Below are 25925 nucleotides of genomic sequence, written 5' to 3' on the forward strand. Positions count from 1 at the left end.
AGCAAATTCTCGCTCGAAATGACAAAAAGTTGCCCGAAGCAAGATCACGGAGAATGTTAAATAAATGCAATAATTTTAATGTGTTAACCATACTAAAACGATGACATCGGTGCTGTTTTAGATGGGGAAGAAGGTCATAGAAGCGACACCGTGCACCACTTGGTTGATTGCACGGTTTGTGCTGTCGGAGACCATTTTCGCCATCATGTCTTGGATAATGATCATTTGGCCAAGGGTGCGCTCAAAGCTGTAATTCGGCGTACCGTCGAGTGTGAGCCCATTACCAAGCAGCAATAACTCCCCTTTTTCGTCCTCGCGGGTATTGAGTAGCCAAGCAACGGTTTCGAGATTGCGTGCGCTGTTATAAAGCTTTTGCTGGTCAATATCATCGAGAATGAAAAACTCGAGTTGGTGGTTATAGCTGCTGCTCAACATGCCCGTGACGCCTACCATCAAAGCAAAGACCCTGTCCCCCTCAAACCGCTCTGCAAATGCCAAATGAAGGGCATCCACGCCATCAACATACCCGAGCTCTGGATAGCCATAGACAGGGCGCTCAATGGTCATGACAGCGTCAAGGCGAGAGGTCACGGTTTGGTTGGGGACTTTGGCAAGCTCTCTGGGGTTGCGTTTATAGAGTTTGATCATCAGGCTTCGCGTGAGCGAACGCACTTCAGCGATATGAATATCCGTGATCAAATCCATGTCTGATTTGGCGAGGTTTTTAATATCAAAAGGACGGCTATTGCTGCTGCAGGCACTCAGCATAAAAACACACATCATTATCAAGCAACGACGAACAACCATCCTTTGTAATCCTTTTACTGAATGCTATACCCAAACAACCTGAAGATGCAGGATTCAGGTTGTTTGGGTATATACCTTCAAGATTAATCGACTTCACACAAACAAGTGCGGCGCGTTATCAGAATTTCTCGTGATCTCTCAAAGCAGGCGGTTTTGATTGTCCCTTATGGTTCTGTCCATCCGTGTCAGACACCGCGCCCATCCTGCCTCATTTTTCATGGTAATAGCCGTTGTTCTGCACGGCATCGTCCATTAGAATCCCCGCTTTCTACATTGAATTCAAAGAGCAATAACAATGAATAAAAGCTTTCTGACTAACGTCATTGCTGCCGCTATTTTTGCTGCTGGTTACTACCTTGACCAACCTATTGCCCTTTATGGCGGTTTGTTTGCGCTGTCAGGCTCATTGACCAACTTGTTGGCCGTTCACATGCTGTTTGAAAAAGTGCCGGGCCTTTACGGTTCTGGGGTTATTCAAGCGCGCTTTGAAGCCTTCAAACTGGGCATTAAATCCTTGATGATGGATCAGTTCTTTACCAAGGAAAATATCGATCGCTTCCTCAATAAAGAAATGACCGATGGCACCAGCTTGAATCTTTCACCGATCATCGAAAAAATCGACTTCAACCCGACATTCGATGGCCTTGTTGATGTGATAAACAACAGCCAGTTCGGCGGCATGTTGATGATGTTTGGTGGTTCAGAAGCCCTCACGCCTTTGCGTGAACCTTTCGTCGAGAAAATGCGCGAATCTGTAGTCGACATTACTCAGCAAGATGGCTTCCGTGATGCGTTGAAAAACCAAATCGAACAGCCTGACATGATGGGTGACATCACCGCCAACATTGAAACTGTGATTGAGCAGCGCTTGGATGAACTCACCCCAGACATGGTGAAAGACATTGTTCAGACGATGATCCGCGAACACTTAGGCTGGCTCGTGGTTTGGGGTGGTGTGTTCGGTGGTTTGATTGGTGTGGTGTCTGCACTTCTCACGGCGTAACCCCCCTAAAAAGCTATCGCTGAAACAGAAGGGTAAACGCCCACTCTGCGCGGCTTTCCATTGAAATACAAACCGAAAAACGGCACCGATTAGGTGCCGTTTTTTTATCTCGACCTTTCTCCTTCGCCACCTTTTCCCCGATATAAACCGTTTAATAAGTCACATTCCTTGGGGGGCAGTTCACAAATATCTGATCTGGTTGCCAATTTTAAGTACGCCTTAACACGCCTTTAAGCATTCACTCCTACAATATTAGCCAGACACTCGTCGCACAATTGTGACGAATACCACTGCTTTCTGACCATCACATGAGGTGAATACATGGCCATCAAACGGATCATTACAGCCCTTCCTGCACTTGGTGCTTTACTTTTTGCATCTTCTTCTACTGCCATGGTGCTTCCTCTTCAAATCGGTGCAGATGCAGGTATCACGGACGTGAAATACAAAGGAAACAGCGCAACAGGCTATTTCTGGGCGATTAACGGCACGTTACGCATCAACGATTTCACCAGTGTGTATTCTGGTTACGGCGAAACCACGGCCGACATTCCGGATGACGCTGGCATTGATCAAGATTTTAAATCCACCTCCATTCCGCTTGCACTGCAAGTGAACCTGCCAATTGTGCTGGGTGATGTTTACGTGCGTGGTGGCGGTAACTACTACGAAAACACCTACGCGACCGAGTCTGAAGATGGTTGGGGTGTACTGGGTGCCGTCGGCATTAGCCTTGCGCCAGCGATTGGCCCAGGCTTGGCGCTGGAATTGGGTTATCAAGATCGCGGTAGCGCAGAAACCAGCACCGTGTCTGTGGGCGCGAAGCTGAACTTCTAACCAGCGTGTTTAACTCTGAGGTTTCGCGCTGTACACTGCTGAAGTGTTCTATGTAGACGTAAATACGTAGATGCTCTGATACATAAACACACAGCGAAAACGCATGACATACACGATCAAAAAAGCGCCTTATCGGCGCTTTTTTCTTTTTGGTGCTCGCGAAAGTTCACGAGCGTGACGTCCTAATAGCGAGGCAGTTTACGTATCTTCGGCTTCCGATGTGGCTTCCGATGCGGTTTCGTCAGCATGAAAAGCAAGATAACGCTGGGCTTCTTCTTTCCCCATATAGCGCCCTAAGGTTCTGACAGGCACGTTACGAAGATCCACCACAATCAGGCCATCCAGCGCATCGTTGAACGCAGGGTCAACGTTAAAGCACACCAGTTTGCCGTTTAAGCCGAGGTACTGCCTTAGCAGGACAGGCACGCCCAACCCTTCACTCATGCGCCCAATCACTTTGGACAAGAGCTGCATGTCGCCCAAACCAGAAAGCATCGACGTGTGCCAAGGCACGGGGGACGAGTTCTCAAGCGGCGTGGTCGGTTGAACCAACTTCGCCATGCCTTCGTCGTAGTGGTGAATGCTCAAGCTCTCTGCAAGCAAACGACGCGCTTGTAACGGGTAATCATTGCTGATGCTGACAGGGCCAAACAGCGTCGTGATGTCAGGGTCACGACTCACATAAGTCGCAATGCCTTTCCAAAGCAGCAACAAGGCGCTCAAGCTGCGTTGGTATTTCACATCAATCACGGAGCGGCCCATTTCCAACGCATTGCCCATGCTTTGGATGAGGCGTTCGTCATATTGGAACAAGCTGCGAGAATACAAACCGTCCAAACCACGTCGCGCAATGATGTCATCAACACGTCCAATGCGGTAAGCACCCACCAATTGCTTTGCGTCACGATCCCAAATAAACAAGTGTTTGTAGTCGTTATCGTAATCATCTAAATCACAGGCAAGGCCTGTCCCTTCGCCCACCGCACGAAAATTCACTTCTCGAATACGGCCAATATCCTGCAACACATTCGGGATCTGTGTGCTTTCGCAACACAGCACATCGAATTCGCCAGAGGACAACAGGTGTGAAGACGCTGGCAATGCGTCGATTTCGGCTTGCAACACATCGCCATCGGCTTCAGGTGCAATGGCTTCGCCCGCGCTTTCTTGCAGCGGAGACGTTAGCGTCGTTTCACGGCTTAATAAGTACGTATTTAAACGCAGGTAATTGACGAGCGAATCATCAGATTCAAAGCCGCGGCTCTCTTTCCATGCGATCGGCTCACCGATAGAAATAGGAATAGACTGCCCGCGCTTATTGAGCAGCTCACGACCGAGAAGCGCCGTGCGCAGCAGCGGGTGAATGCCTCCCGCTCGGTAGAACTTACGGCTGTTTCGGCCACCGATGAAGACAGGCAACGCGGCCGCTTTGTGTTTTCTTACCATGGCACCGACAGAGCGACTCCACGCTTTATCGCGCAGTAGACCGTTCTCATCAAAGGTTGATACTTCACCCGCAGGAAATACCAGCAACAAGCCACCATCACTCAGATGTTGGTGGGCTTCGCGAAGTGCGCGCATGTTTGCACGTCGGGCGTTTTCACCTTCAAACACATCTACACCAATGAACAAATCGCTCAATTCAGGAATGCGTTTTAGATAGTGGTTCGCCAACACTTTGACGTCACTGCGCACTTGTCGCAGCAGTTTCGCCAGAATGACACCTTCCACACCGCCCAATGGGTGATTGGCAACAACCACTGTCGTGCCCGATGCTGGAACGTGTTCTATGTCAGAGGGAGACGCAAAATAATCAATCCCCAGCACATCTAAGGTGTAAGTGAGGAAGGCATCTGTATCGAGCTCATCCGGGCGCTTGCGGTAATATTTGTCGAGGGTGCGAAGTCCAGTAATGGACTCTAGCGTTTTCTCTACAACGCCAAATGGGCTCTTTCTCGGCAACAAAAAGGGGCTGGTTGTCGTCATGGGTTCTCCCACTTATTCTTTTTCACTGAGACCGAGCAAGATGGAGCACTGCAGATGCTCGGCCAGTGAGTTATTTATTTTTTACGCTGAATAATGAGCGCTTATTTACGTTTTTCCCAGTTCTCGTCACCTTTAACGATGAAACCTGGAATATCGGTATGCCATGTCTCTGACACTTTTTTGTCGTAATTCAGATAGAGCTTGTTATCCACGATTTTCCAATAGGTTGGGTCGCCTGGCGCTAAGCCATCATTGGCTGCGATGGCCCATGCACAGTGACCGCCATATTGCGGTGCGTACTTCTCAGGGTTTGCCAGAAACTTGTCGAGGTTTTCTTGGCTCGCAAACTTCCAATCTGCACCGCGATATTCTGTTTCAAACTCCGATTTCCCTTCAATCGGGCCGCCTTCCCAAAATGAGACGGTGTCATAGCCACTCACCGCATCGTTGTTGAAAAGACCGGTATAAATCTCTTGCGCTGCAAACGTCGTTGACGAAAACAACAACGACATCAGAAGTAAAAAACGTTTCATGATATAGATTCCCTTTTTCCGCCCTCATCGATTTCTTAGTGTCGACGTAGGGATAAATGTAAAAAATGAAGCCATGCACGGTAACGATCAGGTCATGCTGTTACCGTGCACACAGTATTAAGCGATTAACGCTTCGCCCAGTTGTCATCACCCAGTTCAATGAAACCCGGAATGTCCGCATTCCATTTGTTCTGAATATCGTCGTCGTAGTTTAGGTACAACTTACCGTCTACCACTTTCCAGTGGTCAGGGTCACCCGGCGCTAAATCGTCTTTCTCAGCGATAGCCCAAGCACAATATCCACCGTACTGTGGCGCGTACTTGTCAGGGTCAGCCAAAAACTTGTCTAAATTAGCTTGGCTCGAAAACAGCCAATCTGCCCCTTTATATTCAGTTTTGAACGATGATTTTCCTTCAACAGGCTTGCCATCGTGAAACGAGACAGTGTCATACCCGCTCACGGCTTTATTGCTAAAGAAGCCGGTATAAATGTCGTCAGACGCCATTGCGAATGAACTAAAAAACAACGAAATAAGAAGAAGTAAACGAGACATTTTTGTGCTCCTTTGAAAAAAATAAGTGCTACCTATAAGACCGAGGAAGCCCTTAGTTCTTTCACACTTTTTCACTCGCAACCAATTTCAATCGCGGTGTGTTTTTCTGCAAATGTGTTGTGACAGCAGGGCCTTCCTTGCATGGCGCGCCATCGACATAAGCCATCTGCATTTCATCTTCATTCACTTTCACGTGCGTAAAGCTCACGGTGTTGGCATCTTCGCGGTGCATACACACAGATTTGTAACCCGCTTCAGGCACATGACTGCGATGAAACGCCCACGCCTTTTCCACGGTGCGCGGTTCCGTCATGATGGATTGGTACGCCTCTTGGCGGGCAAGCATCACTTCTTCATACGCCACGGACGATGAAATCATGGGTTCTTTACTTGGGCGCTGGGTCAGCACATGGCCATCCCATTGAAACGCGATCACATGCCCTTGGTTTGCAGACAAATCTGGCGCGAACACCAACAAGGTAAAGGGCGCGTAAGAGCCGAGGTGGAGATCGTTCAACACCGCCACAACGTCAGCCACACAGGCAGACGGGGCAAGCCGTTTCACCAACAAACCACGGCTGATCAAAGGCAAATCAGGAATATCGCCTTGGTAAAAGTTCAACAAGCACAAAGACAGGCCTTGGTTATTCATGGCAATCCATGTGCCGCCGCCGTCTGGGTCAACCGGCATGGCAAACTGCACATCGTTTTGCGTGAAATGCTGAGGTGGTTGCGCAATCGCACGGCCTTTTTGCTCATCGCGATTGAAAAACACTTCATAGCCCTTATCGTGCAATAACCAACTTACGGTACACATTAGTTCCCCCCACGACAGAACGTCGCAGTGGCAGGTGCCAAGCCGAAGCTGGCATCGGTTTCAATGCCCTGCGCACCCAAGCTCACGCGGATAAGCGCGAAATGGTGCACAGCATGGCTTGCCACAAAAGCCAACTCACGGCCCAGTGTCGATGCCGTAATGGACGGCGCATGGTGCGTCAGACTCACTTCGCCATTCACACGTAACGCCATGTTGATAGACGCAGGCGTAATGCTAGCCAACCATTCAACGATCGCGTTCCACTCTGTCTGTGCAATCGTGAAATCAGTTTCCACAGGGTGAGCTCGGCGACGCGCGTCATAATCAATGAAATCGCTGTCTGGCCACGCCATTAAGGCATGGTAAACATCCAAAATATGTCGCATGTGCTGACCAATCGAACTTTGCAAATAAGGTGCAGCCACAAACTGGTATTGCTCATCATTCATCAAAGACAGTAAGTTTTGGGCTTGCTTTGCAACATCGAAGTTTCCCTCTACCTCTGCAGGTAAGGTGTGATCGTCATGCGTCGACGTTGCTTCCTTGGCTAACATGCATTCCCCTTAGGTATCATCAATTCTCTCGTTCGTTTCATGGTTGTCATCGGCATCATTGTTATTATCAGACCGACTTTTTTAGATGGTGCTTTGTGTTTTCTTGGCGAAGTCCTTACCGAGCCGCCTGTCCATTAATCTGTCGATGGGTAATCTTGCACCAACGCTTTTTCTTTACGCCATGCGCGGTATAGCTCCATCAATGTCGGTACCTGGTGCCCCAATGCGCGCTGCTTGTTTCCAATTTCAAACAACATGCGGTACTGCGTTAACAAGGTCGAAAACGCATCTTTCAGTGTCGCGCCGCGATCCCATATATGGGCGGCTTCACTGCTTGCGCCATTAGCCTCAAGCATCACGAAATCGTTACCCGCCATCAGACTGTCGATGTCTTTGAACTTAAGATCCAATCGTCCAAAATGATAACCGGGGAAATCGTTAAAAATTTCATCTAATCGATCCACCAGCGCATCGGTGATGTACGCATTGCCGTTACGAAATATCGCACCACGGCTATGGCTACCTGCAAACGCGAGGCGGAAGGTTTCCCCGTCAGCCAGCACCAAATCCAGTTTGTCTTCATGCCTTGCGCGGTAAAGGTGGCTCAATTGCCCCGCACGCGGATCGTCGTCGATTAGCTGCGCCAAATTGCGTTCGCCATCGCCCGTTACGAACGGGTTGTATTTCAATGTAAGAGAGAAAATACGGCCGCGTTCTTCGCCGGGGTAACGGACATAAAACACCCCCGCTTCCGCGTTGTACGGCGCTTTTTGTTGCAGCATTAATCGCGCGCCGTCAGGGAACAAACGCAAGTATTCTTCGAGTTCGCCCCGGTTTTCGACCAAGCGAACGCCCGCGCCACGACACCCTAAATCAGGCTTTGCGACAACCGGAAACCCCAACCCTTCTGCTTGAAGCAAAGACATGGCTTGATGCGCTTGCGATTCAGGGGACGCATCGTTTTTTTCCCACATGACGTAGGGCAACACCCAAGGTTTTGCCTTTTCACCGGCAAGCGACAAGATGGCATCTTTGGATTCGCCCACCATGCCACTGAGCTCAATGCCCGGGTTCGCTACTAGCGGCAAACTGAAACTGCGGTATTTAATGCCGTACCAAAGCCACTGCGCGACAACGGGGGTGTAGAAAAACCATGCCGGCCAAAATTCAAACATCGAGAGCGGTTTGCCGTCAGTATCGAGGGTTGGCATACCATGGTTCACTGGCAACGCAGGTGAGGTTTTTTCGTCAACCAGTTTTAATCTGTGCAAACTGTTTTCTCCTTGAGCTTTCTGCCCGCAACACGATTCACGACGAAGAGTGCGATGAGGGCAAGTGGTATCAACCCCCAGCTCACGTTGCGGTTGATCCAATCAATTTCTCCAAGCTGGTAAACCGCGGTAAAGACCAATGCTGTCCATATAGCGGTCGCAGCAATGACAGCCATTAAGAAAGGACGCAGGCCGACCCTGAAAAAGCCACTTAAACAAAAGCCAACGAATCGGAGACCGGGAATAAACCGGATGAGGAAAATGTTGCCAAAAGCATGCGTTCTTAATTTCCGACGAAGGAAACGCACACTTTGTTTAGTGAGGAGGAAACCTCTTAGCGCCCGCCATTTTCGCGCCCAGAGACCCAAGCCATACAGGCCGAGATCCCCCGTCGCGATGCCTATAAAAATGGCCAGTAACGCGAGCGGCAGTGACATAACGTCTTGCGAGGCGGCGACAGCGGCAGAAATTATCGCTAAATCTTCTAATAAGTAAGACAGCAAAATAACCGCAAAGAAGAGCGTCAGTGGGGAGTACGTAAGCAAGGTTGCTGTCGTTTCGTTCAAAATCTCTGCCTATATCTCATTCACAACTAAGAGAATAGACAGGTAATAACAGGAAACCCTTTCATATTTTCGTGAAAGTATGAGAAATCACAAAAATGGGACATGAAACGTCAGAATCATGTGCCACGGGAAGAATTTTCAACACACTGAAATCCATCAGCAATATGAAACTCAGCATGTCGTTGTAAACGGTTCTCACGGTCTGCAAGACGTGCCACACTGTGTGCCTCAATCAGTATTTCGACGGTTTAATAATGAAAGACATCACTACCAACCCTATTGAGCGCCTTCAATCTGACATGGCGGAATTTGCGAAAGAACGGAATTGGGAGCAATTCCATAACCCTAAAAATTTGGTGATGGCTTTAAGTGGCGAGGTGGGCGAACTGGCCGAATTGTTTCAGTGGCTTACCCCTGAGCAAGCGGAAAACTTTCCGGCAGAAAAACGCCAAGCCTTAGAGCATGAGCTTGCGGATGTTCAACTCTATTTGCTACGCATTGCCGATCGCTGTGGCGTGGATTTGATTACAGCGTGCGATGAAAAAATCGCCCACAACAGAGCAAAATACCCTGTCGACAAATGCTACGGCAGCACAAAGAAATACACGGAGCTGTAATCATTCAGGCCTTTCGTCGCCTGAACCTGAGTGTTTTTTCCACACAGCCTCCCTCATCCCTGCCCGTTCAATCTGTATTGGATTGAACTGCCGGATGTTGGGTGAAGAGCCGACGCCACATTTCAGCGCCGCCTTCACGCCTTTCTCGATCGCCCCTACCTCGCGGATAAACCGCCTCATTATTGAGACTTGAACTAGACTTTACCTCAGTAGCCGCATCGCCATGACGTCGCTCCACTCCATGAGTGGAGCGTTTTGATGATGAATGCATTGCTTATAAACCGATTTTCGATTTGTGGGCTGACATCATCGTCATGCGTTGATCTGTTTTCATGGCGACAACGCCAACCAAAAGAATTGGGTATGTCCAACACACCACAGAACGTCAAAGACTTCTTCCCAGAAGACGCACTGATAAGGCGTCTTACGCTGGTGTTTTTTGGCTGCCTGCTTTCTTCCCTGTTCGCCATTTACTTACTTCGTCAGCCCGGCAGTGCCGCCTTTATCTGGTTTGCCAATGGGTTGGCTATTGCCGTCATTACGCTTGCGCCATCCTCTCAACGTTTTTCACTGACCTGTGCGGCGTTCATGGCGATTTTGAGCGCCAATTTGTTGTGGGGGGATGACATACTCCAAAGCCTACTTTTGTCTGCCGCCAATACCGCCACCATCACGGTAGGAATGCTCTCACTCTCTTATGCGGCACGCAGCGGCGACCCTTTCTTTACGCAGCGCGCATTTCGCTTTTTCATTGGTTTGACGGTGTTGCTCTCCCCGTTAACAGGGGCATTTTTAGGCGGGTATATTTTACATTTGGCATTAGGCGTCCCCTTCACAACGTTAGTCACGGCTTGGTATCTCGGAGACGTCATTGGCTTTCTTGCCATACTCCCCATGACTTATGTGTTGCTTAAACGCCCCCAGTTACCTTCCACAATGGCACTGAGCCCTCGTACCGTGCTGTTCATTGTCGCTGCGGCCATTTTCAGTGGTTGGCTGATCACAGAAATCCATTTTCCCTTCATTGCTATCGCCATCATTCTCACTCTGACCGGCGCAATACTCGATAGGCTTCCCGCTTTCACCACCACCTTTTTCGTTTCGCTAGTGCTCGATTTCCTATTGGTGAAGCATTCTTTCACCATCACGGCAGGCACAGCAGACATTGGCACCATTGAGCTTCTTATCCCTATTGCTGGCGCGATGTTGCTTGGCATGGCATTGGCCGTAAAATCCGCCAACCTTCGGCAAATACAAATCCAGAGCGACGAAAAAGCCTCCCTCTTTAGTAATGCCATGCAAGTCTCAGTCATCGGCATGGTGATCGTGTCGCCCGAAGGAAAAGTACTGAACGCCAATCGCAGCTTTACGGAGTTTTCAGGGTTCAATGACGCAGAACTCGACGTGCGGTCGTTCATGCAGCTCATTTTCCCCGCCGACAAATCCCTTCTCGACGAGAAGATCGCGGAACTCACCAAGGGTCATATTGACAATTTCCACATTGAGTTACGCTTCTTGCGGAAAAACAGGGATGTGTGCTGGGCGCGAATCGCCGTGTCGTCGGTGAAGGAAACATGGAGCACCAACGTTATCCACTTCGTTTTTCAGGTACAAGACATTGATAAACACCGGCGATTGGAAGCGGAAAGGCAGCTTTGGGCAAAGAAATTTCAGTTTGCGTTGAGCTTCAACAAACTGGCGATTTACGAATTGGAGTGCCACACCAAGTACCTGCATTTCTCGGACAACTCGCTCCCCATTATTGGGATTTCGATGGGGGCGATTCACCGCTTGTATGAGTGGATGGCGCGCATTCACCCAGATGATCTTCATGAATACCAACACACCATCGCGAATGTTGGCACCTCAAGTGTCACGCTGGAATACCGCTTGCTCGATGACAACCAATGCTACCGCTGGGTGCGCGATTGTTGCCAACCACAGCAAGATGACGAAGGCAACGGCATCAAAACGCGCGTGCTCGGCACGATCGCAGACATCACTGCCGAGCGTGAAGCGTTAGAAAACATCAAACATGTCGCTGAACGCGCCGATTTAGCCACCAGTGTGGGGAATTTTGGTGTGTGGGAATATTGCCCGAACACTGAAAAGCTGATTTGGGATGCGTGCATGCGCGATCTCTACGAATGCCAAGATGCAGCGTTAGTTTCCCTACCTTGGTGGCGTGAACATGTGCTTCCGAATGACATTGCCGCGTTCAACAAGATCCTATCGACACGCCAGCATTCGCCAACCAACTGGGAAATGGGAGCAACGAAGAACGGAACCGTGTCCACGACATTTCGCATTGCGCTCAAAGACGGAAGAATTAAGCATATTTACGCCTCTGGCAGCCATGTTCTTGACGATCAGGGTCAACCTCGCATTGTCGGTTTGAACACGGATATTTCAGATGTCATGACACTCAATCACACATTGCGCACGGAAAAAGACAGATTGAGCTTAACGCTACACACGATGGAAGATGGCATCATCACGCTCGATGCCGCCCATCGCGTCACGTTTATCAACGAGCAGGCCCGCCAATTATCCCGCATTCACAGCGATGTGATAGGGGTGAACATTGAGAAATGCGTGACCTGGTACGACGATGATGCCGAAATTCCTTTTAATACGTTGCTGGAACAGGCCTCCGTTTCACTTGCGACGGCACAAGCACACAAGCAATTCTCGTTGCACATTGGTGCTGTCTCTAACTCGCCGATCACCTTAACCATCGCACCACTTTCAGAACCCTCGCCCAGCGCCACACAAACAACGATTTCTTCCCTCTCTACGCCTTTATCTCGCCCGAGTCTCAAGTTGGTCGGTTGGGTGCTCACCTTACGTAAACAAGAAGACAGCGCAACTACCGCCAATGTACCGAACTTTAGCGCCACGCATGATTACGTCACGGGTTTGATGAACCGACAGGGGCTAGAGCGCGCCCTTAGCAATCATGCCGAAGAACAAATGCTTCAACGGGGTGATCACACCCTTGCCGTCCTGCGCATAACTGGGCTTGATGAAATAGAGCGACAAGCCAGCCGCCCTGCGAAGAACCAAATGCTGAAATCCGTCAGCTTAACCCTTCGCGCGGCAGCAAGACGGAACGATCTTCTGGCTAAAATCAGTGATGATGATTTCGCCATGTTGCTGAGAGGCTGCTCAAAAACCAACGCCCACACATTTTTGCAGGATGTAACGGAAAGCATCGAGCAATTGCACTATCAAGCACTTCCGTCGAGTAACAAAGACAGCGCCTTGTATCTATCTTGCTTTATTGGGTTAACGTCAGCCAATGCGTCTGATATCGCGCCCTATCACATCATTCATGAGGCGGAATTTGCGTTAGAAAGCGCGTCAATTTCGAACGAGTCAAAGATTTCAAATTACAGCGAGCTCATGAGCGCAGATCCCGAGTTTGGGCAAAACACCCTGCTTGACCGCCTTGATAACGCCATATCCTCTTCCTCCTTCAGCTTGCTTTGCATGCCGATTGTGCCCAATCACAGCGGGCTCACCACTTGGCATGAAGTGCTGGTACGAATGATCACCGAAGAAGGCGAGCTGCTCGCCCCTAAATCCTTCATCGATTCCGCAGAACCCGCAGGCCGCTTGAACGATATTGAACGTTGGGTGTTCAATGAAATCTTGGTGACACAAGCCGTCGCGTTGAGAGATTGCCAGTTGTTCATCGCCATCAACCTCTCTGAAACCGCCTTCTATGATGAAACATTTATCAACGACATGGTGGGACAAATCAAACGCAGCGCCTTGCCCGCAAGGCAACTGTGCATTGAAATCGAAGAAAGCACCTTGATGAAAGATGTCATTAAAGCAATCAACACGGTGGCGACGTTCAGAAAAATCGGTTGCCATATCGCCGTGGATAATTTTGGTTCTGAAATGGCGTCATTCAGCTATTTGAGGAAGTTCGATATCAGCATGGTGAAGATAGACGGAGACATGATTTCGCTCATGCGTTCAAGCCAAGTCGACAAGAAAATCGTCGAGTCCATCAAACACATCAGTGAATCACTCAATGCCATTACCGTCGCGCAGCGAGTGAACAAAAACGCAGATTTGCAACTGGTTCAGGAAATGGGTATTCATTACACCCAAGGCTTTGTTTTCGGCGAGCCCGTGCCACTGTCTCGCATTATTTCCTCATCCAAGGCAGGATTGCTCAACGCACAAGGCTATGTCACCTCCCACCGAAAATCCGCGGGGTAGACGCTCTTCCGACGCCTTTATCGCCACGTATCACACCCTGCAAACACACACCTTTCACTCAACCTCGTTTTGGCTTTCAATCGAGGTTCAGCATTCCACTTCAAACGTAAAACGGGACGACATCATGATCAGTTGTGATTATTTGATTGTTGGCGCGGGCATTGTAGGGCTCAGCGTCGCGAATGAACTTCAACAACGTCACCCTGATAAACGCATCGTCGTGGTTGATAAAGAACCGGCGGTCGCCAGTCACCAAACAGGTCGCAATAGCGGCGTGATCCATGCCGGTGTCTACTACACACCGGGCAGCCTAAAAGCCAGATTTTGCACCGAAGGCAACATCGCCATCAAGGCCTTCTGCCAGCAGCATGACATCGCGTTCGAAGAATGCGGAAAACTGCTCGTTGCCACCAACGACATTGAACTAACACGCATGCAGGCGCTAATCGCCCGTGCAGAGCAGAACGGCTTAGCGTTTGAGGTGTTGGATGCCAATGAACTGCAAAAACGCGAACCCAATGTGAAAGGCGTAGGCGCGATTTTTGTGCCCTCAACAGGCATCGTGAGCTATCGCGAAATCTGCCAGAAACTGCATCAACTCATCGAGAAGAATGGCGGACAAGTCCACCTTGATAGCCCTGTCAGTTACTTGAAAGAGACCGAAGAAGGCGTCACCGCTGTCGCGGGGGATCATACCTTTCACGCCGATCGCATTGTTGCGTGCTGCGGCGTGATGTCAGACCGCATTGTGCGTTTGCTGGGTGAAACTCCGGACTTCCAAATCATTCCGTTTCGTGGCGATTACTTCCAGTTAGCGCCCCAACACAACACCATCATCAACAGCCTGATTTACCCTATTCCTGATCCTGCATTGCCGTTTCTTGGCGTTCACCTCACCAAGATGATCGATGGCTCTGTCACCGTCGGCCCCAACGCCGTATTGAGCTTCGCCCGCGAAGGCTACGACCGCACATCTTTCAACATGCCAGACACCATGGACATGCTCGGCTTCCCCGGATTCTACAATGTGATCCGCAGAAATTTCCGCTCTGCCATGAAAGAGCTTCGCAATGGATTGTGGAAGTCAGGCTACTTAAAAGAAGTGCAAAAATACTGCCCTTCACTCACCAACGATGACCTAAACACCTACCCGTCAGGCATTCGCGCCCAAGCGGTATATCAAAACGGCGACTTGGTGGATGATTTCTTATTCCACCAAACACAACGCGCCCTTGTGGTGTGCAACGCCCCCTCACCTGCCGCCACGTCATGCTTTCCGATTGCGCGATATGTGGTTGATACGCTGGAGGAGAAAAGAGAATAAGACCGAGGAGTTAGTACGGAGGCTAGATCCAATAGCAGGTGAACGCACTTGATCTGCGCCCTTGCCAATCCAGCCCTTATCGCGCCCCCAATGAACAAAGACGTTGCGAAGCGCGGAGAGACTAAAACCATTCCAACGCTCGGCGATGTTCGCAACCTTGTTGCGCTTGCTCATCATAGCCTCAGAAAAACGACCGACGAACACAACGGGAAACTGAACAATACAAAAAACATATCGTTATAAAACCCCGTCTATTCATCTTTACCACACACCTTTGAGTCTGAAAGCACTAACGGTTTTTTATAAGGCCAGTCCCTGCTGAGTCACGAAAGCGGACGTATCTTCAAGATGACCAATTCAACGACTGTTCTTGTTTAGAGAACAAAGAGTTCAAAATGTGTGTGTTGATCTCTTTTTTTGCGACCACTAAATTCAGGACAGGCATCGAGGCCTCAAGGGGCTTGATGGGAACTGGAAGGATAGCCAGTGCGATACGAAATCCAGCAAAGGGCGCTTCGTTCGCAAGCAACCTCAGTGTTGAAGCTGGATCGCCGTGGATGGTGGACCAGGTCCGAGACCGCTTTCGTGAAATCATCTTAGAACAATAATGAGCACAGGAGATCAGAATGAGACGGATACTCGCATTAACAGTTCTTGTCGGTACCATCGCCTTGGGCGGCTCTCCCGCTTTCGGACAGACCCAGTTTGCAGACTTGGTCGTCAAGAATGCAAAAGTCACCACGCAGAGTCATTTGCAGCCTTCAGCTGCGGCGTTGGCAGTTCGCGATGGGCGTTTTGCCAAGGTCGGATCGATTGGTGACATCACCCCCCTCATCGGGCCAAAAACGCAGGTTATCGATGCCGACGGCCGTCGCATTGTGCCCGGCTTGATCGACTCGCACTCACATTTCCTACGATCCGGTCTGACCTATACACGAGAACTCAGGTGGGATGGCGTGCCAACCTTGAAGCAGGCATTGGCGATGCTAAGCGAACAGGCCAAGCGAACACCAGAGGGGGAGTGGGTACGCGTCATCGGCGGTTGGACGCCGTGGCAATTCAAGGAACAGCGCCTCCCGACCGTTGCAGAGATCAACGAAGCGGCGCCGAACACACCGGTTTATATTCAGTATTTCTACAGTGTCGGGCTCGTGAACCGCGTAGCGATGGCACGCCTTGGGATCAACCAGCAAAGCGAGGATCCGAAAGGTGGGCGATTTGTTCGCGACAGCTCAGGTAATCCGACAGGTTTAATGATTGCTGACCCGCATCCGGGAATTTTCTACGGCAAGATTGCAGCTCTGCCTAACGCTGCGCCTGACGTCGAAGCCAACTCAACGATGCACATGTTCTTTGAACTGGCACGCTGGGGCATTACGGGCGTAATCGACGCGGGCGGCGGCGGCTTCCGTTTCCCTGAGCACTATTCCACGGCTCAGAAGCTCGCAGCATCGGGCAAACTTCCTATTCGGGCAAGCTTCTTTCTGTTTGCACAACGTCCGGGCAAAGAAGCAGAGGACTTTTCCAATTGGACGAATAAATACACCGCTGGTTGGAATTTCGACCCCGTCAAGCCGAACGGGTTTCAACTTGGTGGTGGCGGCGAATATATTCTTTGGGATGCAGCAGATTTCGAGAACTTCCGTTCGCCACGCCCCGATTTACCGGCTGGCATGGAGGAGCGCCTCGAATTAGTTCTGAAAACGCTGATCAAGAAACGCTGGTTCTTTCGAATTCACGCGACCTATGATGAATCGATTTCTCGTATTCTCGATGTCATCGAAGCTGTCAATAAAGAGACACCACTTAACGGCCTGCGCTGGTCCATCGAGCATGGCGAAACCATTTCGGAGAAATCAGTGTTGAGAATACGCGCGCTTGGCGGCGGTCTAGCCATTCAGAACCGGATGATCTTTCTTGGTGATGATTTTGTCTTGCGCTACGGAGCCGAAAAAGCCAAAGCAACACCACCGCTGCGTACCATACTCGACAGTGGCATTCCGGTTGGCATGGGGACTGATGCAACACGTGGCTCGACCTTCAACCCATGGATCTCGCTCCATTATCTTGTGACCGGCGAAACTGCCAGTGGCCGGAAACTTTACGATGCCGACAACCTGATGACCCGCGCCGAGGCGCTGCACGTGCACACCATTGGCAGTGCCTGGTTTTCCGGTGAGGAAGACATCAAAGGCCGCATCGTGCCGGGTCAACTGGCGGATTTTGCAATCCTGAACAAGGACTACTTCGAGGTGCCGGTCAACGAGATCAAGACGATCAAGTCGGACGTTACGGTCGTTGGCGGCAATGTCGTGTATGGAGCGGGGCCGTTTAAAGCGCTGTCGCCGGAGTTGCCAGCCATTCTACCGGAATGGTCACCGCTCAAGCATTACGGCGCATATTGGTCCGATCGCTAGGGCTCGCGATTCAAATTTGAACAATAGAAGGGCCTCAGCCTTGAGGGCATGAAGATAACAGCGATGAAGAAACCCAACTAAGGACAGACATACTTAAAAATCGTGATGGCCACAGAGGAATACTTGTCATTGGCCGAGAGCAGTAGACGGCGCGGAACATCAAGCAGCTTGCAGATAAACTCGCCGTTTAAGTTCGCTACAATCACATCACCGTCTCTGGCGGTAACGTGACGATCTACAACCAAAATATCACCGTCGAAAATCCCCACACCTTGCATTGACTCACCTGACGCTTTGCCAATGAAAGTCGCGCTTGGATGTTCGACAAGCAACTCATCCAGGCTTAAAGGAAGTTGGCAGTAATCACTGGCTGATGATTCAAAACCAGTGATACCTCCACTGGCAAAAATAGGGATAATGTTCATATTTTACACTGTCTATATATACAGTATCAATTCTAGCTTTTTTCGTCCCACAAGCACGATCTAGGTTTTCTGACAGCGGGAAGTTTAAGCAAAGCAGAACGTCATGAAAGACAGAACAAAAAGAAAAAAAGCCGGAATTCCGGCTTCTAAGGTTACCTTGCTAGAAACTCTATCAAGGTAGGTAGGTAAAAACATAAGACTACTATTACTGCTATCAATTTTACTTCGGTCTTACTGAGCATGTTTAACATGGCTTTCTCCTTAGTTGTTAAGCCACGCCCCACGTTATAGAAAAATCAGGGCTTTAATTCCCGCTAACGATGGTTTTTTCGTTGATTGGCCTTGAGTAGGACAGTTTTCCATCCTGTACCTGAACATCCTCACTCCCCATTTCCAGACATTCAGACGACTGACAGCACCACTTAAATACCTCGAAGGGGTCTATATCCAACTGGAAAATATATTACCCTAGTGATATATTTCATGAATCATGAAAATTATTTAATCGTGAAAAAATGGAACAGCAGATATTGAGTCAGGCATTGGATGCACTGCCTGAGCACATCGAGATCACCGACATCCATTATCAGTACACCGATGCGCGAGACAGTGGCGTAGATGCCACCGTGGCCCTAAAAATAGCAGGGGAAACACGGACATTTGATATCGACATCAAACGTATTCACCGCAAAGCGACACTGGATGCTTTTCTACAAGCACAACGCCAGCGTGAAACCCTGCTGATCTGCAATCCACTCAGCGCTTTTTTGCGACAGTACAGTGAAGAGAAAGGCATCAACTATATAGACGAAGCTGGTAACGCCCATATTGTTCAGCCCGGCTTTTTCCTCCATATAGAAGGAAAGAAGCAGGAAAAGACTCAGGACACGCGCCCCACCTTGAGTGTGGGGATCATGAAATGCCTGTTTGCCCTGCTGGCTGACGATACGCTCCTCAATCGCCCCTATGAAGTGATAGCCGAAAAGTCCGGTGTTTCACTCGGGATGGTCAGTAAAACACTGAAGTACCTTATCGATATTCAGGCTATCCCCAAAGACAAAAAGTCCCGACGCTTTTTGGATAGATCTACCCTTATTCAGCAATGGCTGGCGGCATACCCTCAAGTGCTCAGAAAAAAACTGGCCCCCTTTCGGGTAAAAACGCCGCTGCATTGGCAAGCCATGACGCTGGGAGAGGGAGAGCTCTGGGGGGGAGAAGTCGCAGCAGCACAGTTAACCGATTATCTGGAGCCGGAAGAATACTGGCTGTTTACCCGCGATCCGATACAGAAAAAAATGCGCGAGCTTGAGGCGCGCCCCTCCGCTGATGGGCAACTCCTGATTGCTGCCCCTTTTTGGGGAAAAAGCCTAAGTGTAAACACAACCGCTCAGGCCCTGCTCACCGTGGCAGAGCTTCTGGCCAGCAACGATAGCCGTAACCGAGAAGCCGCAGAGATTTTAAATGACCAATACCTACACCTTCACTCACTCCCTTAACCCGCAGTTTGAACAGGCACTTGATAACCTGGTGCGGATCATTAACGGGCTTGGTGTACCTTATTTCATTGCCGGAGCCACCGCCCGTGATGTGGTGCTTCACGGCATTCATGGCTACCCGCCAATCCGCGCCACACGGGATATTGATACCGCTATTTTGGTCGACAGCTGGGACGCTTTTCATGCAACCAGAGAGAAGCTGCTGACAGCTGGCTTAAAAACCTCCCGTGTTGAACACCGGTTAACTGAGCCTAAGACGCAGCTACCGATTGATATCATTCCGTTCGGCGCAGTGGCAGATTCGAAAGGTGATATCACCTGGCCACCGCATTTTGATATCACCATGTCGGTGGCCGGCTTTCAGGAAGCCTATGACTCCTCCCAGACCGTGGCCTGGAACGATCTCACTTTTCAGGTAGCTTCCCTGCCTGGGCTCGCACTTTTGAAGCTGATAGCCTGGCTCGAACGCGGGGCAGAAAACCGTAAAGATGCAACGGATTTCTTCACGGTACTTAACCGCTACCACGAAATTCATGACGGGCGTTTATGGGAGGATTACGTTCCTGGTGAAGCACTCGGCTACGATGTTGAAAGACAAGGCGCTTACTTGCTGGGCATTGACTTGAAACCGCTACTCACCACTTCGACGCTTGACGCTGTCACAACGGTTCACGACAAACCGGACCCTTTTATCGCTGCCATTGCTGCGACACACCGTGGCGCTGATATTGACCGTGTCAGTCAGTTACTCGCCGATTTCTGGCTAGGGTGCGAGATATAGCCCTTTAAACAACGGGCATCACTGACGTAAGTGATGACCGTTATGCCAATTCAATAAACCAGCACTAAAGCCTGGTATTCAGCCCTGTTAACTCACTGAACACCCCTTCGAGCATGTCGCAATACACCCCAGACTGACTGCCCATTTCCGGACATTCAAACGACCGGCGGCACAGCTTAAACGCCGTGACGGTGTAAGTATCAGACGGGTCCAGCACCACCCGAATGCGGTTAATGCCCCCTCATCGCCGTTTTCGCCTGCCTTCCCGAAGGCGCTGCACGGTTCTGGCCATCAAGGGCGCGCCGTTTGCGTTTATTTACCCTTGAAGGACAGGTTCAGCAGTGCCAAGGAAAAGAAGGCGGCGAGAGCGACGATGAAGGGAAACCACAAGGAGAAAACCACAGGTGAAACCGCCCACCGCCTTAGCAGCACTTTGGCGAAGACGGTGAAAGCTCTTGATCTGCGCCCTTACCAATCCAGCCCTGATAGTTACCCGAATGGGCCAAGACGTTGCGAAGCGTGGTTAGACTTGGTTGAACCGGCGAGACAAGGGAGGAACGACCGCCGGAGAGACGTGTGAAATAGAGCATGGTTGCCCGAAGGGTGCTGATAAATTTGCGTGATACGTTGCACTTTTTAATACGCTTTTCTCAAATATTGAAGCTTATCCGCACTAATCAGATAGATAAAAAACGCATCCTATTTGGCTATGATCTAAATCAACGTATTTGTCCCTTCGTGATCGTCTAATCACCAGATTGAGAGGGAGAGCAAACCACTCAAGATCATGATATTAAATAAAAAAAAGCCCCGCATTTTATGCGGAGCTTTAATTAAAAGGAACCCGTATGACAGAAATCATCGAATTTCTTTTGGCCATTACTGGAGTGATTACCGCACTCACAGGCCTTTTGAAAGTTTACATGTCAAACAAACAGGAGAGCTAACCCCATAACTGTGTATTGTTCCCGCAATGCACAGTTCCTATTTGATAAGAAAACCTAACATATAGAGCAATTCAAAAAATTGATCTAGATGATAGGAGAGAGAAATTCACCGCACCAAGAAAACAAACCAATGTTAGTTTCTTGACGGTAACCACTTGAAAAAAATGGGTAAAACCCCATCTATTAAATAGCCATAACCTGCTCGTGGCTTACAGACAGGTTTGGTGGCTTCCTCATATCCAATGGAGATTTTCGGATATGAATGGAACCACTAAAGACAAAGACCTAAATGCACCTATAACACTACTCGAAGAACTAGAAAAAGAAGGGAAACTTACTGAAGATCAGAAAGCAAAACTGAACACCATCCGTTCAGGGCAAAAAAGCCGCTTTAACATCACGAGTATCATTAAAGCTTTTTGGTTTCTGTGTAGGCTTTTTGAATTTTTCTATGGCTAATCAAGAGGTGGCACTCATGATTTTGACTTCGAGATAAGGAGGACTATCGAACAGGACAGACTCATCATAGATTCAAGCAACACTTAAACAGCAATACATACGTAAGGAGTAAAATATGAACAAAACTCCTAGTAACCAACAACACTAACCACTGTAACCACTTGGGGGAGCGCCATTTCCTCCGGTGAGGGATACAAAGTTTGAAGCAGCAATATTTGTATTCAAGAGCGGGACACTGAAACAGTGACTACTTTCTTCGGACAACAAGTAAATATAACCAACTATCGACCAGTAAAACTGGGCCTTAGCTACACAAATCAACGTGTGTTAGCTGGCTTAGAATTTACTACGTGGGTAGATATTGATAAGCATCTAGAGCAGCATTGGCTGTCCCTTGAATGTGAACCAAGAAAACCTATTTGCTTTATTGATACCGAAGCATTGCCACCGAAAGAAACTTACCCTCGACACAAGAATTCTTCGATAGTACTGTTCTGGACAAAACTGCTGAGAGTAACGAGGAAGTTGGGAAGGCAGCCTCCGATTGTTATCAAGTATGCATAGTCACAACACACCACTACGCATTATACCCATAGTGTTAAATACAAAACGTCCAATTCTTATCCTGTTTTTCAACCCACTCACCTCCCAACTCTCGTCCAACTGCTCAATCCCTCACCAGCACACTAAAAAAGGAAACGGATTCCGCATTTACCCTAAGAAAAACAACGAAAAACGTTGCATTTTTCGGCGCTGAGAATAGCATCCAGACATTGATTATTTGCTGGGTTTTCGCGGCGTTTTTGCCTTGAAGATTGCGACTATCCAAGCCTCCTATTCCTATAAGAAGTATTCAACTCCGATGACAAGAAAAGCGCTCGTTTTGCTTTCAGCAGTCCTTTTGTCTGCTTGTTCGTCCGCGCCGGAAACACCACCGTGCGATTGCTCAACCCCACAGCCCCCGATTACCACCACCTCGCCAGACAAAGACCAAAAAGCGATTGCGGCGTTGTTTGCGTATTTGGCGAAAGAAGCCAAGAAAGAATGGGGAGACGATGAATATGTGGAATCAGGTAAGCACCGCTATGTGAAATACCTTGATGGGTATGCAACACGCGCACACATTGATTTTGATGCCGGTAAAATTTATGTGTCCACCATTTCCCAGCATCAGCCAAAAGAGAAACTGCAAAAGGCCATTGTTCAAACCTTGTTGATGCCTGCTGATGCAAAGTATGACGATTTATTTACTGACAAGAACATTGCCCTAAAAGGGAAGCCGTTCTTTCTTGGGCAAGTGGTCGATCAAGAGGGTAAAGCGATTGAATGGGAATGGCGTGCGAACCGTTTTGCCGACCATTTGATTGGTAACAAACTACAATCTAAAGCCATGAAGAAAGGCACGGCGTATTACGTGCAAATTGACATGGTCAAAGATCACCTTGAGCAGCGCGAATACCAATACGCGCACATCGTGCGTGATGCCGCGAAACGCTACAACATTCCTGAAGATCTGATTTACGCGGTGATCAAAACCGAAAGCAGCTTTAACCCTTATGCGGTAAGCCATGCGGGTGCGTATGGATTGATGCAGGTGATTCCTAAAACGGCGGGTGCCGATGTGTTTAATCTGGTGAAGAAGAAACCCGGCATTCCCACCAAGGAATACCTGTTTGATCCTGCGAACAACATCGACACTGGCGCGGCGTATTTACACATTCTGAAAACCCGTTACCTGCGCGAAGTCACCAACCCTTCTTCTCGCCATTTCAGCATGATTTCGGCGTATAACGGTGGCACGGGCGGTGTATTGGCCACCTTCCATTCAGATCGCAAACGCGCAATGGTAGAGCTAAACCGCAAATCGCCGAAACAGGTGTACGACGCACTGACAACCCAACACCCGAAAGGGGAAGCACGCCGTTACTTGCAGAAAGTGCTCTACTTCCAGAAAGACTTTAAGGAAGGCAAGATTTAAACGAAAACGCCCCAGACAATGCTGGGGCGTTTCTTTTGATGGGTAGCGTGTCTTCGCTATGCTGCTGGCATGGACACTTTCACGCCTAGGCCGGGTGACGCATGATGCAAGCTGATCGTCCCGTGGTGTAGCCCTGCAACGGCTTTTGCCAAAGAGAGCCCTAGCCCTAAGCCGCCGTCAGTGCGGCTTTTGTCTACGCGATATAAGCGCTCGAACACACGCTCCATCTCCGCCTCTGGAATGCCAGGGCCGTTGTCTTCCACGCGCAGCCACACGTCGTTACTTTCGTTATCCAAACCACAGCTTAATGTGATTTTGCTGCCCGCAGGGCAATACCTCAGGGCGTTTTCAATCAAGTTAGCCACTTGTTGAATTAGCAACTCTCGGTCGCCTTGAATCATCAAGGGTTGCGACGGTTTTTCTACCACCAGTTGCATCTCGGCATCTTCGGCAACATCGACATAAATTTCTGCCACCGTATCGACGATTTGCGTCAGATCGGTGTCAGTAAATCGGCTGCGTCGTGCGCCAGACTCAATCTGGGTGATGCGCAGCAAGGCATCAAAAATAGACGCTAACCGTTGCGAGTCCACCAGCGCCTGATCTAACTCTGCGATCAAGCTTTCATCCATGCCGTTTTCCGAATCGTCTACGTCTTGACGGAGCGTCAGCAGGTTATGGCGAAGGCGGGTGATCGGGGTTTTGAGTTCATGAGCGATGTTGGCAGAAATGTCGCTCATGGCGGCTACTGAGCCTTCAAGGCGAGACAGCATCTCATCGACAGACACGGAAATACGCGCCAAATCGTTATAGGTGTGCATCTCGCCCGTTCGAGCGGAAAGATCCCCTTCTGCTGCCGCGCTGAGTACCCGCTCAATGCGAGAGATGCGCTGCTGACTCAAGCGACTCATGCCGATGACGATCGCGGTGGTGAAAATGGACACCAAGACACCCGCCAGAATAAAGCCCGACGTTAACACTGCAAGAATCTCATCATCTTCGATGGGATCTTCATCGATATCATGTTCAACACCAATCGCGAGTTGCTTGGATTCTTTGACGATTTCTCGGTTTTGTTTGCTCAGTTCATAATCCACGTAAAGAATGGTCACGGTCGCCATCAACACGAGGCTAAACACAGAGACAAGGCCAAACATGATGCCCTGTTGAATGGCCGAGCTTTTCAATTTGGTAGGAAGGCGATTCAGCAAGTAATGCATTGAGAACTTGCGCTGCCATGCGTCTCTCAGCATTTGCTTCATTTAGCGCCCTCACTGGTGCGGTGTTCAAGTTTGTAGCCCGCGCCGCGAACGGTTTGGATCAGGGAGTCGCCGAACGGCTTTTCTACTTTGTTTCGAAGGCGGCTGATGTGCGTTTCTACCACGCTGGTTTGGGGATCGAAATGAATATCCCACACATGCTCAAGCAACATAGTACGTGTAATCACACGGCCAGGGTGGCGCAAAAAGAGCTCAAGAATACGAAATTCCTTGGGCTGTAAATCGAGGAGTTGCCCTTGTCGGGTGGCGGTGTGCTCAAACAAATTCAATACCAAATCGCCAAACGATAATTCCGGTTTCGTTTCGGTGGAGGTCAGCACAGCGCGGCGAGAAAGCGCCGTTACGCGGGCAATCAATTCAGAAAATGCAAAGGGCTTGGTGAGATAATCGTCGCCCCCCGCTTCTAGGCCTTCCACGCGATCATCAACACCGCCGAGGGAGGTAAGAAACAAAATAGGTGTACCAATTTGTGCAGCGCGTAGTGCCTTCACTAACGACAAGCCATCAAGGCCGGGCAGCATGCGATCGACGATCGCCACATCAAATTGTTCCGTCATGCAAAGTGTCAACGCGTACTTGCCGTCGTCGGCGACTTCGACCTGATGCCCCGCTTCTCGCAGGCCTTTTTCAACAAAACTGCTCAGACTGACATCATCTTCAACCAGTAACACGCGCATGTCGGTTCTCTCTTCTAAAAAAACGCTGCGGCTTACGCCGCAACGATTGGATCATTTGGTGCGCTTTCTTCCGTTGGGTTAGCAACATCATTTTGCGCCGCTTTGCGTTGTTGCCATTTCATCATGATGATCGCGGCAACACCGGCAAGTAAACATGCTCCTAGTGTAACCAGTCCCATCATAAAAAACAGAGAGAAAGCAACAACACCGCCTAAGGCTTGCAATCCATTTTCACGCACGTTTTTAGATAGGTTTTTTGCACGTTTCCACATATTCGAATACATACTTGATTCACTCATGGTCTTCTCCTTAATGGGGTGTTTGAAAGCACACCCCGTTTTATTGACTTGGGTCGTTCGC

General features: G+C 49.5%; 23 protein-coding genes. 11 read left to right on the forward strand and 12 right to left on the reverse strand.

What is annotated here, in order from left to right; genetic code table 11:
- Positions 1-117: 117 nt before the first annotated feature.
- Complete coding sequence (locus EQP46_RS11700) at positions 118-807, reverse strand: hypothetical protein (RefSeq protein WP_129493824.1); 690 nt, start codon at positions 805-807, stop codon at positions 118-120.
- Between the two features lie 295 nt (positions 808-1102).
- Between EQP46_RS11700 and EQP46_RS11705 the strand changes: the two genes are divergently transcribed.
- The gene (locus EQP46_RS11705; protein WP_129493825.1) at positions 1103-1810 is read left to right on the forward strand and encodes a DUF445 domain-containing protein; all 708 of its coding nucleotides are present in this window, start codon (positions 1103-1105) and stop codon (positions 1808-1810) included.
- A gap of 321 nt (positions 1811-2131) precedes the next feature.
- Positions 2132-2647, forward strand: a complete 516-nt coding sequence (locus EQP46_RS11710; RefSeq protein WP_129493826.1) for a hypothetical protein — start codon at positions 2132-2134, stop codon at positions 2645-2647.
- A 198-nt stretch (positions 2648-2845) separates the two neighbouring features.
- Here EQP46_RS11710 and EQP46_RS11715 read toward each other — a convergent pair whose 3' ends face one another.
- From EQP46_RS11715 to EQP46_RS11745, 7 genes are all read right to left on the reverse strand, one after another.
- Positions 2846-4633: a lysophospholipid acyltransferase family protein gene (locus tag EQP46_RS11715; RefSeq protein WP_129493827.1), complete on the reverse strand. Its 1788-nt coding sequence runs from the start codon at positions 4631-4633 to the stop codon at positions 2846-2848.
- 101 nt (positions 4634-4734) lie between these two features.
- Positions 4735-5166: a YHS domain-containing (seleno)protein gene (locus tag EQP46_RS11720; RefSeq protein WP_129493828.1), complete on the reverse strand. Its 432-nt coding sequence runs from the start codon at positions 5164-5166 to the stop codon at positions 4735-4737.
- A gap of 125 nt (positions 5167-5291) precedes the next feature.
- Positions 5292-5720, reverse strand: coding sequence for a YHS domain-containing (seleno)protein (locus tag EQP46_RS11725; protein WP_129493829.1), 429 nt, complete (start codon positions 5718-5720; stop codon positions 5292-5294).
- A 61-nt stretch (positions 5721-5781) separates the two neighbouring features.
- Positions 5782-6537, reverse strand: a complete 756-nt coding sequence (locus tag EQP46_RS11730; RefSeq protein ID WP_129493830.1) for an NRDE family protein — start codon at positions 6535-6537, stop codon at positions 5782-5784.
- Positions 6537-7091: a DinB family protein gene (locus tag EQP46_RS11735; RefSeq protein ID WP_129493831.1), complete on the reverse strand. Its 555-nt coding sequence runs from the start codon at positions 7089-7091 to the stop codon at positions 6537-6539. The genes EQP46_RS11730 and EQP46_RS11735 overlap by 1 nt, the downstream gene beginning before the upstream one ends.
- 134 nt (positions 7092-7225) lie before the next feature.
- Complete coding sequence (locus tag EQP46_RS11740) at positions 7226-8302, reverse strand: ATP-grasp domain-containing protein (RefSeq protein WP_192545504.1); 1077 nt, start codon at positions 8300-8302, stop codon at positions 7226-7228.
- 47 nt (positions 8303-8349) lie between these two features.
- The gene (locus EQP46_RS11745; RefSeq protein ID WP_017010467.1) at positions 8350-8928 is read right to left on the reverse strand and encodes a DedA family protein; all 579 of its coding nucleotides are present in this window, start codon (positions 8926-8928) and stop codon (positions 8350-8352) included.
- A gap of 254 nt (positions 8929-9182) precedes the next feature.
- Between EQP46_RS11745 and EQP46_RS11750 the strand changes: the two genes are divergently transcribed.
- The 4 genes from EQP46_RS11750 to EQP46_RS11765 all read left to right on the forward strand — a co-directional run bounded on the left by EQP46_RS11750 (position 9183) and on the right by EQP46_RS11765 (position 17522).
- A complete protein-coding gene (locus tag EQP46_RS11750) occupies positions 9183-9545 on the forward strand; it encodes a nucleotide pyrophosphohydrolase (RefSeq protein WP_129493833.1) in 363 nt (120 codons plus the stop codon).
- A 258-nt stretch (positions 9546-9803) separates the two neighbouring features.
- Entirely contained in the window at positions 9804-13781 is a 3978-nt protein-coding gene (locus tag EQP46_RS11755) for an EAL domain-containing protein (protein WP_129493834.1), read from the forward strand.
- Positions 13782-13905: 124 nt separating this feature from the next.
- Positions 13906-15105, forward strand: a complete 1200-nt coding sequence (gene lhgO / locus EQP46_RS11760) for an L-2-hydroxyglutarate oxidase (protein ID WP_192545501.1) — start codon at positions 13906-13908, stop codon at positions 15103-15105.
- Positions 15106-15731: 626 nt separating this feature from the next.
- A complete protein-coding gene (locus EQP46_RS11765; protein ID WP_129493836.1) occupies positions 15732-17522 on the forward strand; it encodes an amidohydrolase in 1791 nt (596 codons plus the stop codon).
- A gap of 77 nt (positions 17523-17599) precedes the next feature.
- Here EQP46_RS11765 and EQP46_RS11770 read toward each other — a convergent pair whose 3' ends face one another.
- A complete protein-coding gene (locus tag EQP46_RS11770) occupies positions 17600-17947 on the reverse strand; it encodes a S24 family peptidase (RefSeq protein WP_129493837.1) in 348 nt (115 codons plus the stop codon).
- 515 nt (positions 17948-18462) lie between these two features.
- Here EQP46_RS11770 and EQP46_RS11775 point away from each other — a divergent pair.
- The 5 genes from EQP46_RS11775 (at position 18463) to mltC (ending at position 23608) form a co-directional block, all read left to right on the forward strand.
- Positions 18463-19443, forward strand: coding sequence for a type IV toxin-antitoxin system AbiEi family antitoxin (locus EQP46_RS11775; RefSeq protein ID WP_129493838.1), 981 nt, complete (start codon positions 18463-18465; stop codon positions 19441-19443).
- The gene (locus EQP46_RS11780; RefSeq protein ID WP_129493839.1) at positions 19409-20224 is read left to right on the forward strand and encodes a nucleotidyl transferase AbiEii/AbiGii toxin family protein; all 816 of its coding nucleotides are present in this window, start codon (positions 19409-19411) and stop codon (positions 20222-20224) included. The genes EQP46_RS11775 and EQP46_RS11780 overlap by 35 nt, the downstream gene beginning before the upstream one ends.
- Positions 20225-20597: 373 nt before the next feature.
- Complete coding sequence (locus EQP46_RS11785) at positions 20598-20804, forward strand: hypothetical protein (RefSeq protein ID WP_129493840.1); 207 nt, start codon at positions 20598-20600, stop codon at positions 20802-20804.
- 625 nt (positions 20805-21429) lie between these two features.
- Positions 21430-21630 (forward strand): hypothetical protein, encoded by a 201-nt coding sequence (locus EQP46_RS11790; RefSeq protein WP_129493841.1) that lies wholly within the window; start codon positions 21430-21432, stop codon positions 21628-21630.
- Positions 21631-22492: 862 nt separating this feature from the next.
- Positions 22493-23608 (forward strand): membrane-bound lytic murein transglycosylase MltC, encoded by a 1116-nt coding sequence (gene mltC / locus EQP46_RS11795; protein WP_129493842.1) that lies wholly within the window; start codon positions 22493-22495, stop codon positions 23606-23608.
- A gap of 56 nt (positions 23609-23664) precedes the next feature.
- Here mltC and EQP46_RS11800 read toward each other — a convergent pair whose 3' ends face one another.
- From EQP46_RS11800 to EQP46_RS11810, 3 genes are read right to left on the reverse strand one after another with little or no spacing between them, the layout of a single operon-like run.
- Entirely contained in the window at positions 23665-24870 is a 1206-nt protein-coding gene (locus EQP46_RS11800; RefSeq protein ID WP_129493843.1) for a sensor histidine kinase, read from the reverse strand.
- Entirely contained in the window at positions 24867-25565 is a 699-nt protein-coding gene (locus EQP46_RS11805; protein WP_129493844.1) for a response regulator transcription factor, read from the reverse strand. Before EQP46_RS11805 ends, EQP46_RS11800 begins: the two co-directional genes overlap by 4 nt.
- 32 nt (positions 25566-25597) lie before the next feature.
- Positions 25598-25864 carry a hypothetical protein gene (locus EQP46_RS11810; RefSeq protein ID WP_129493845.1) on the reverse strand — a complete coding sequence of 89 codons (267 nt, stop codon included), beginning with the start codon at positions 25862-25864 and terminating at the stop codon, positions 25598-25600.
- Positions 25865-25925 lie beyond the last annotated feature (61 nt).

The organism is Enterovibrio baiacu (assembly GCF_004120195.1).
GTDB lineage: Bacteria > Pseudomonadota > Gammaproteobacteria > Enterobacterales > Vibrionaceae > Enterovibrio > Enterovibrio baiacui.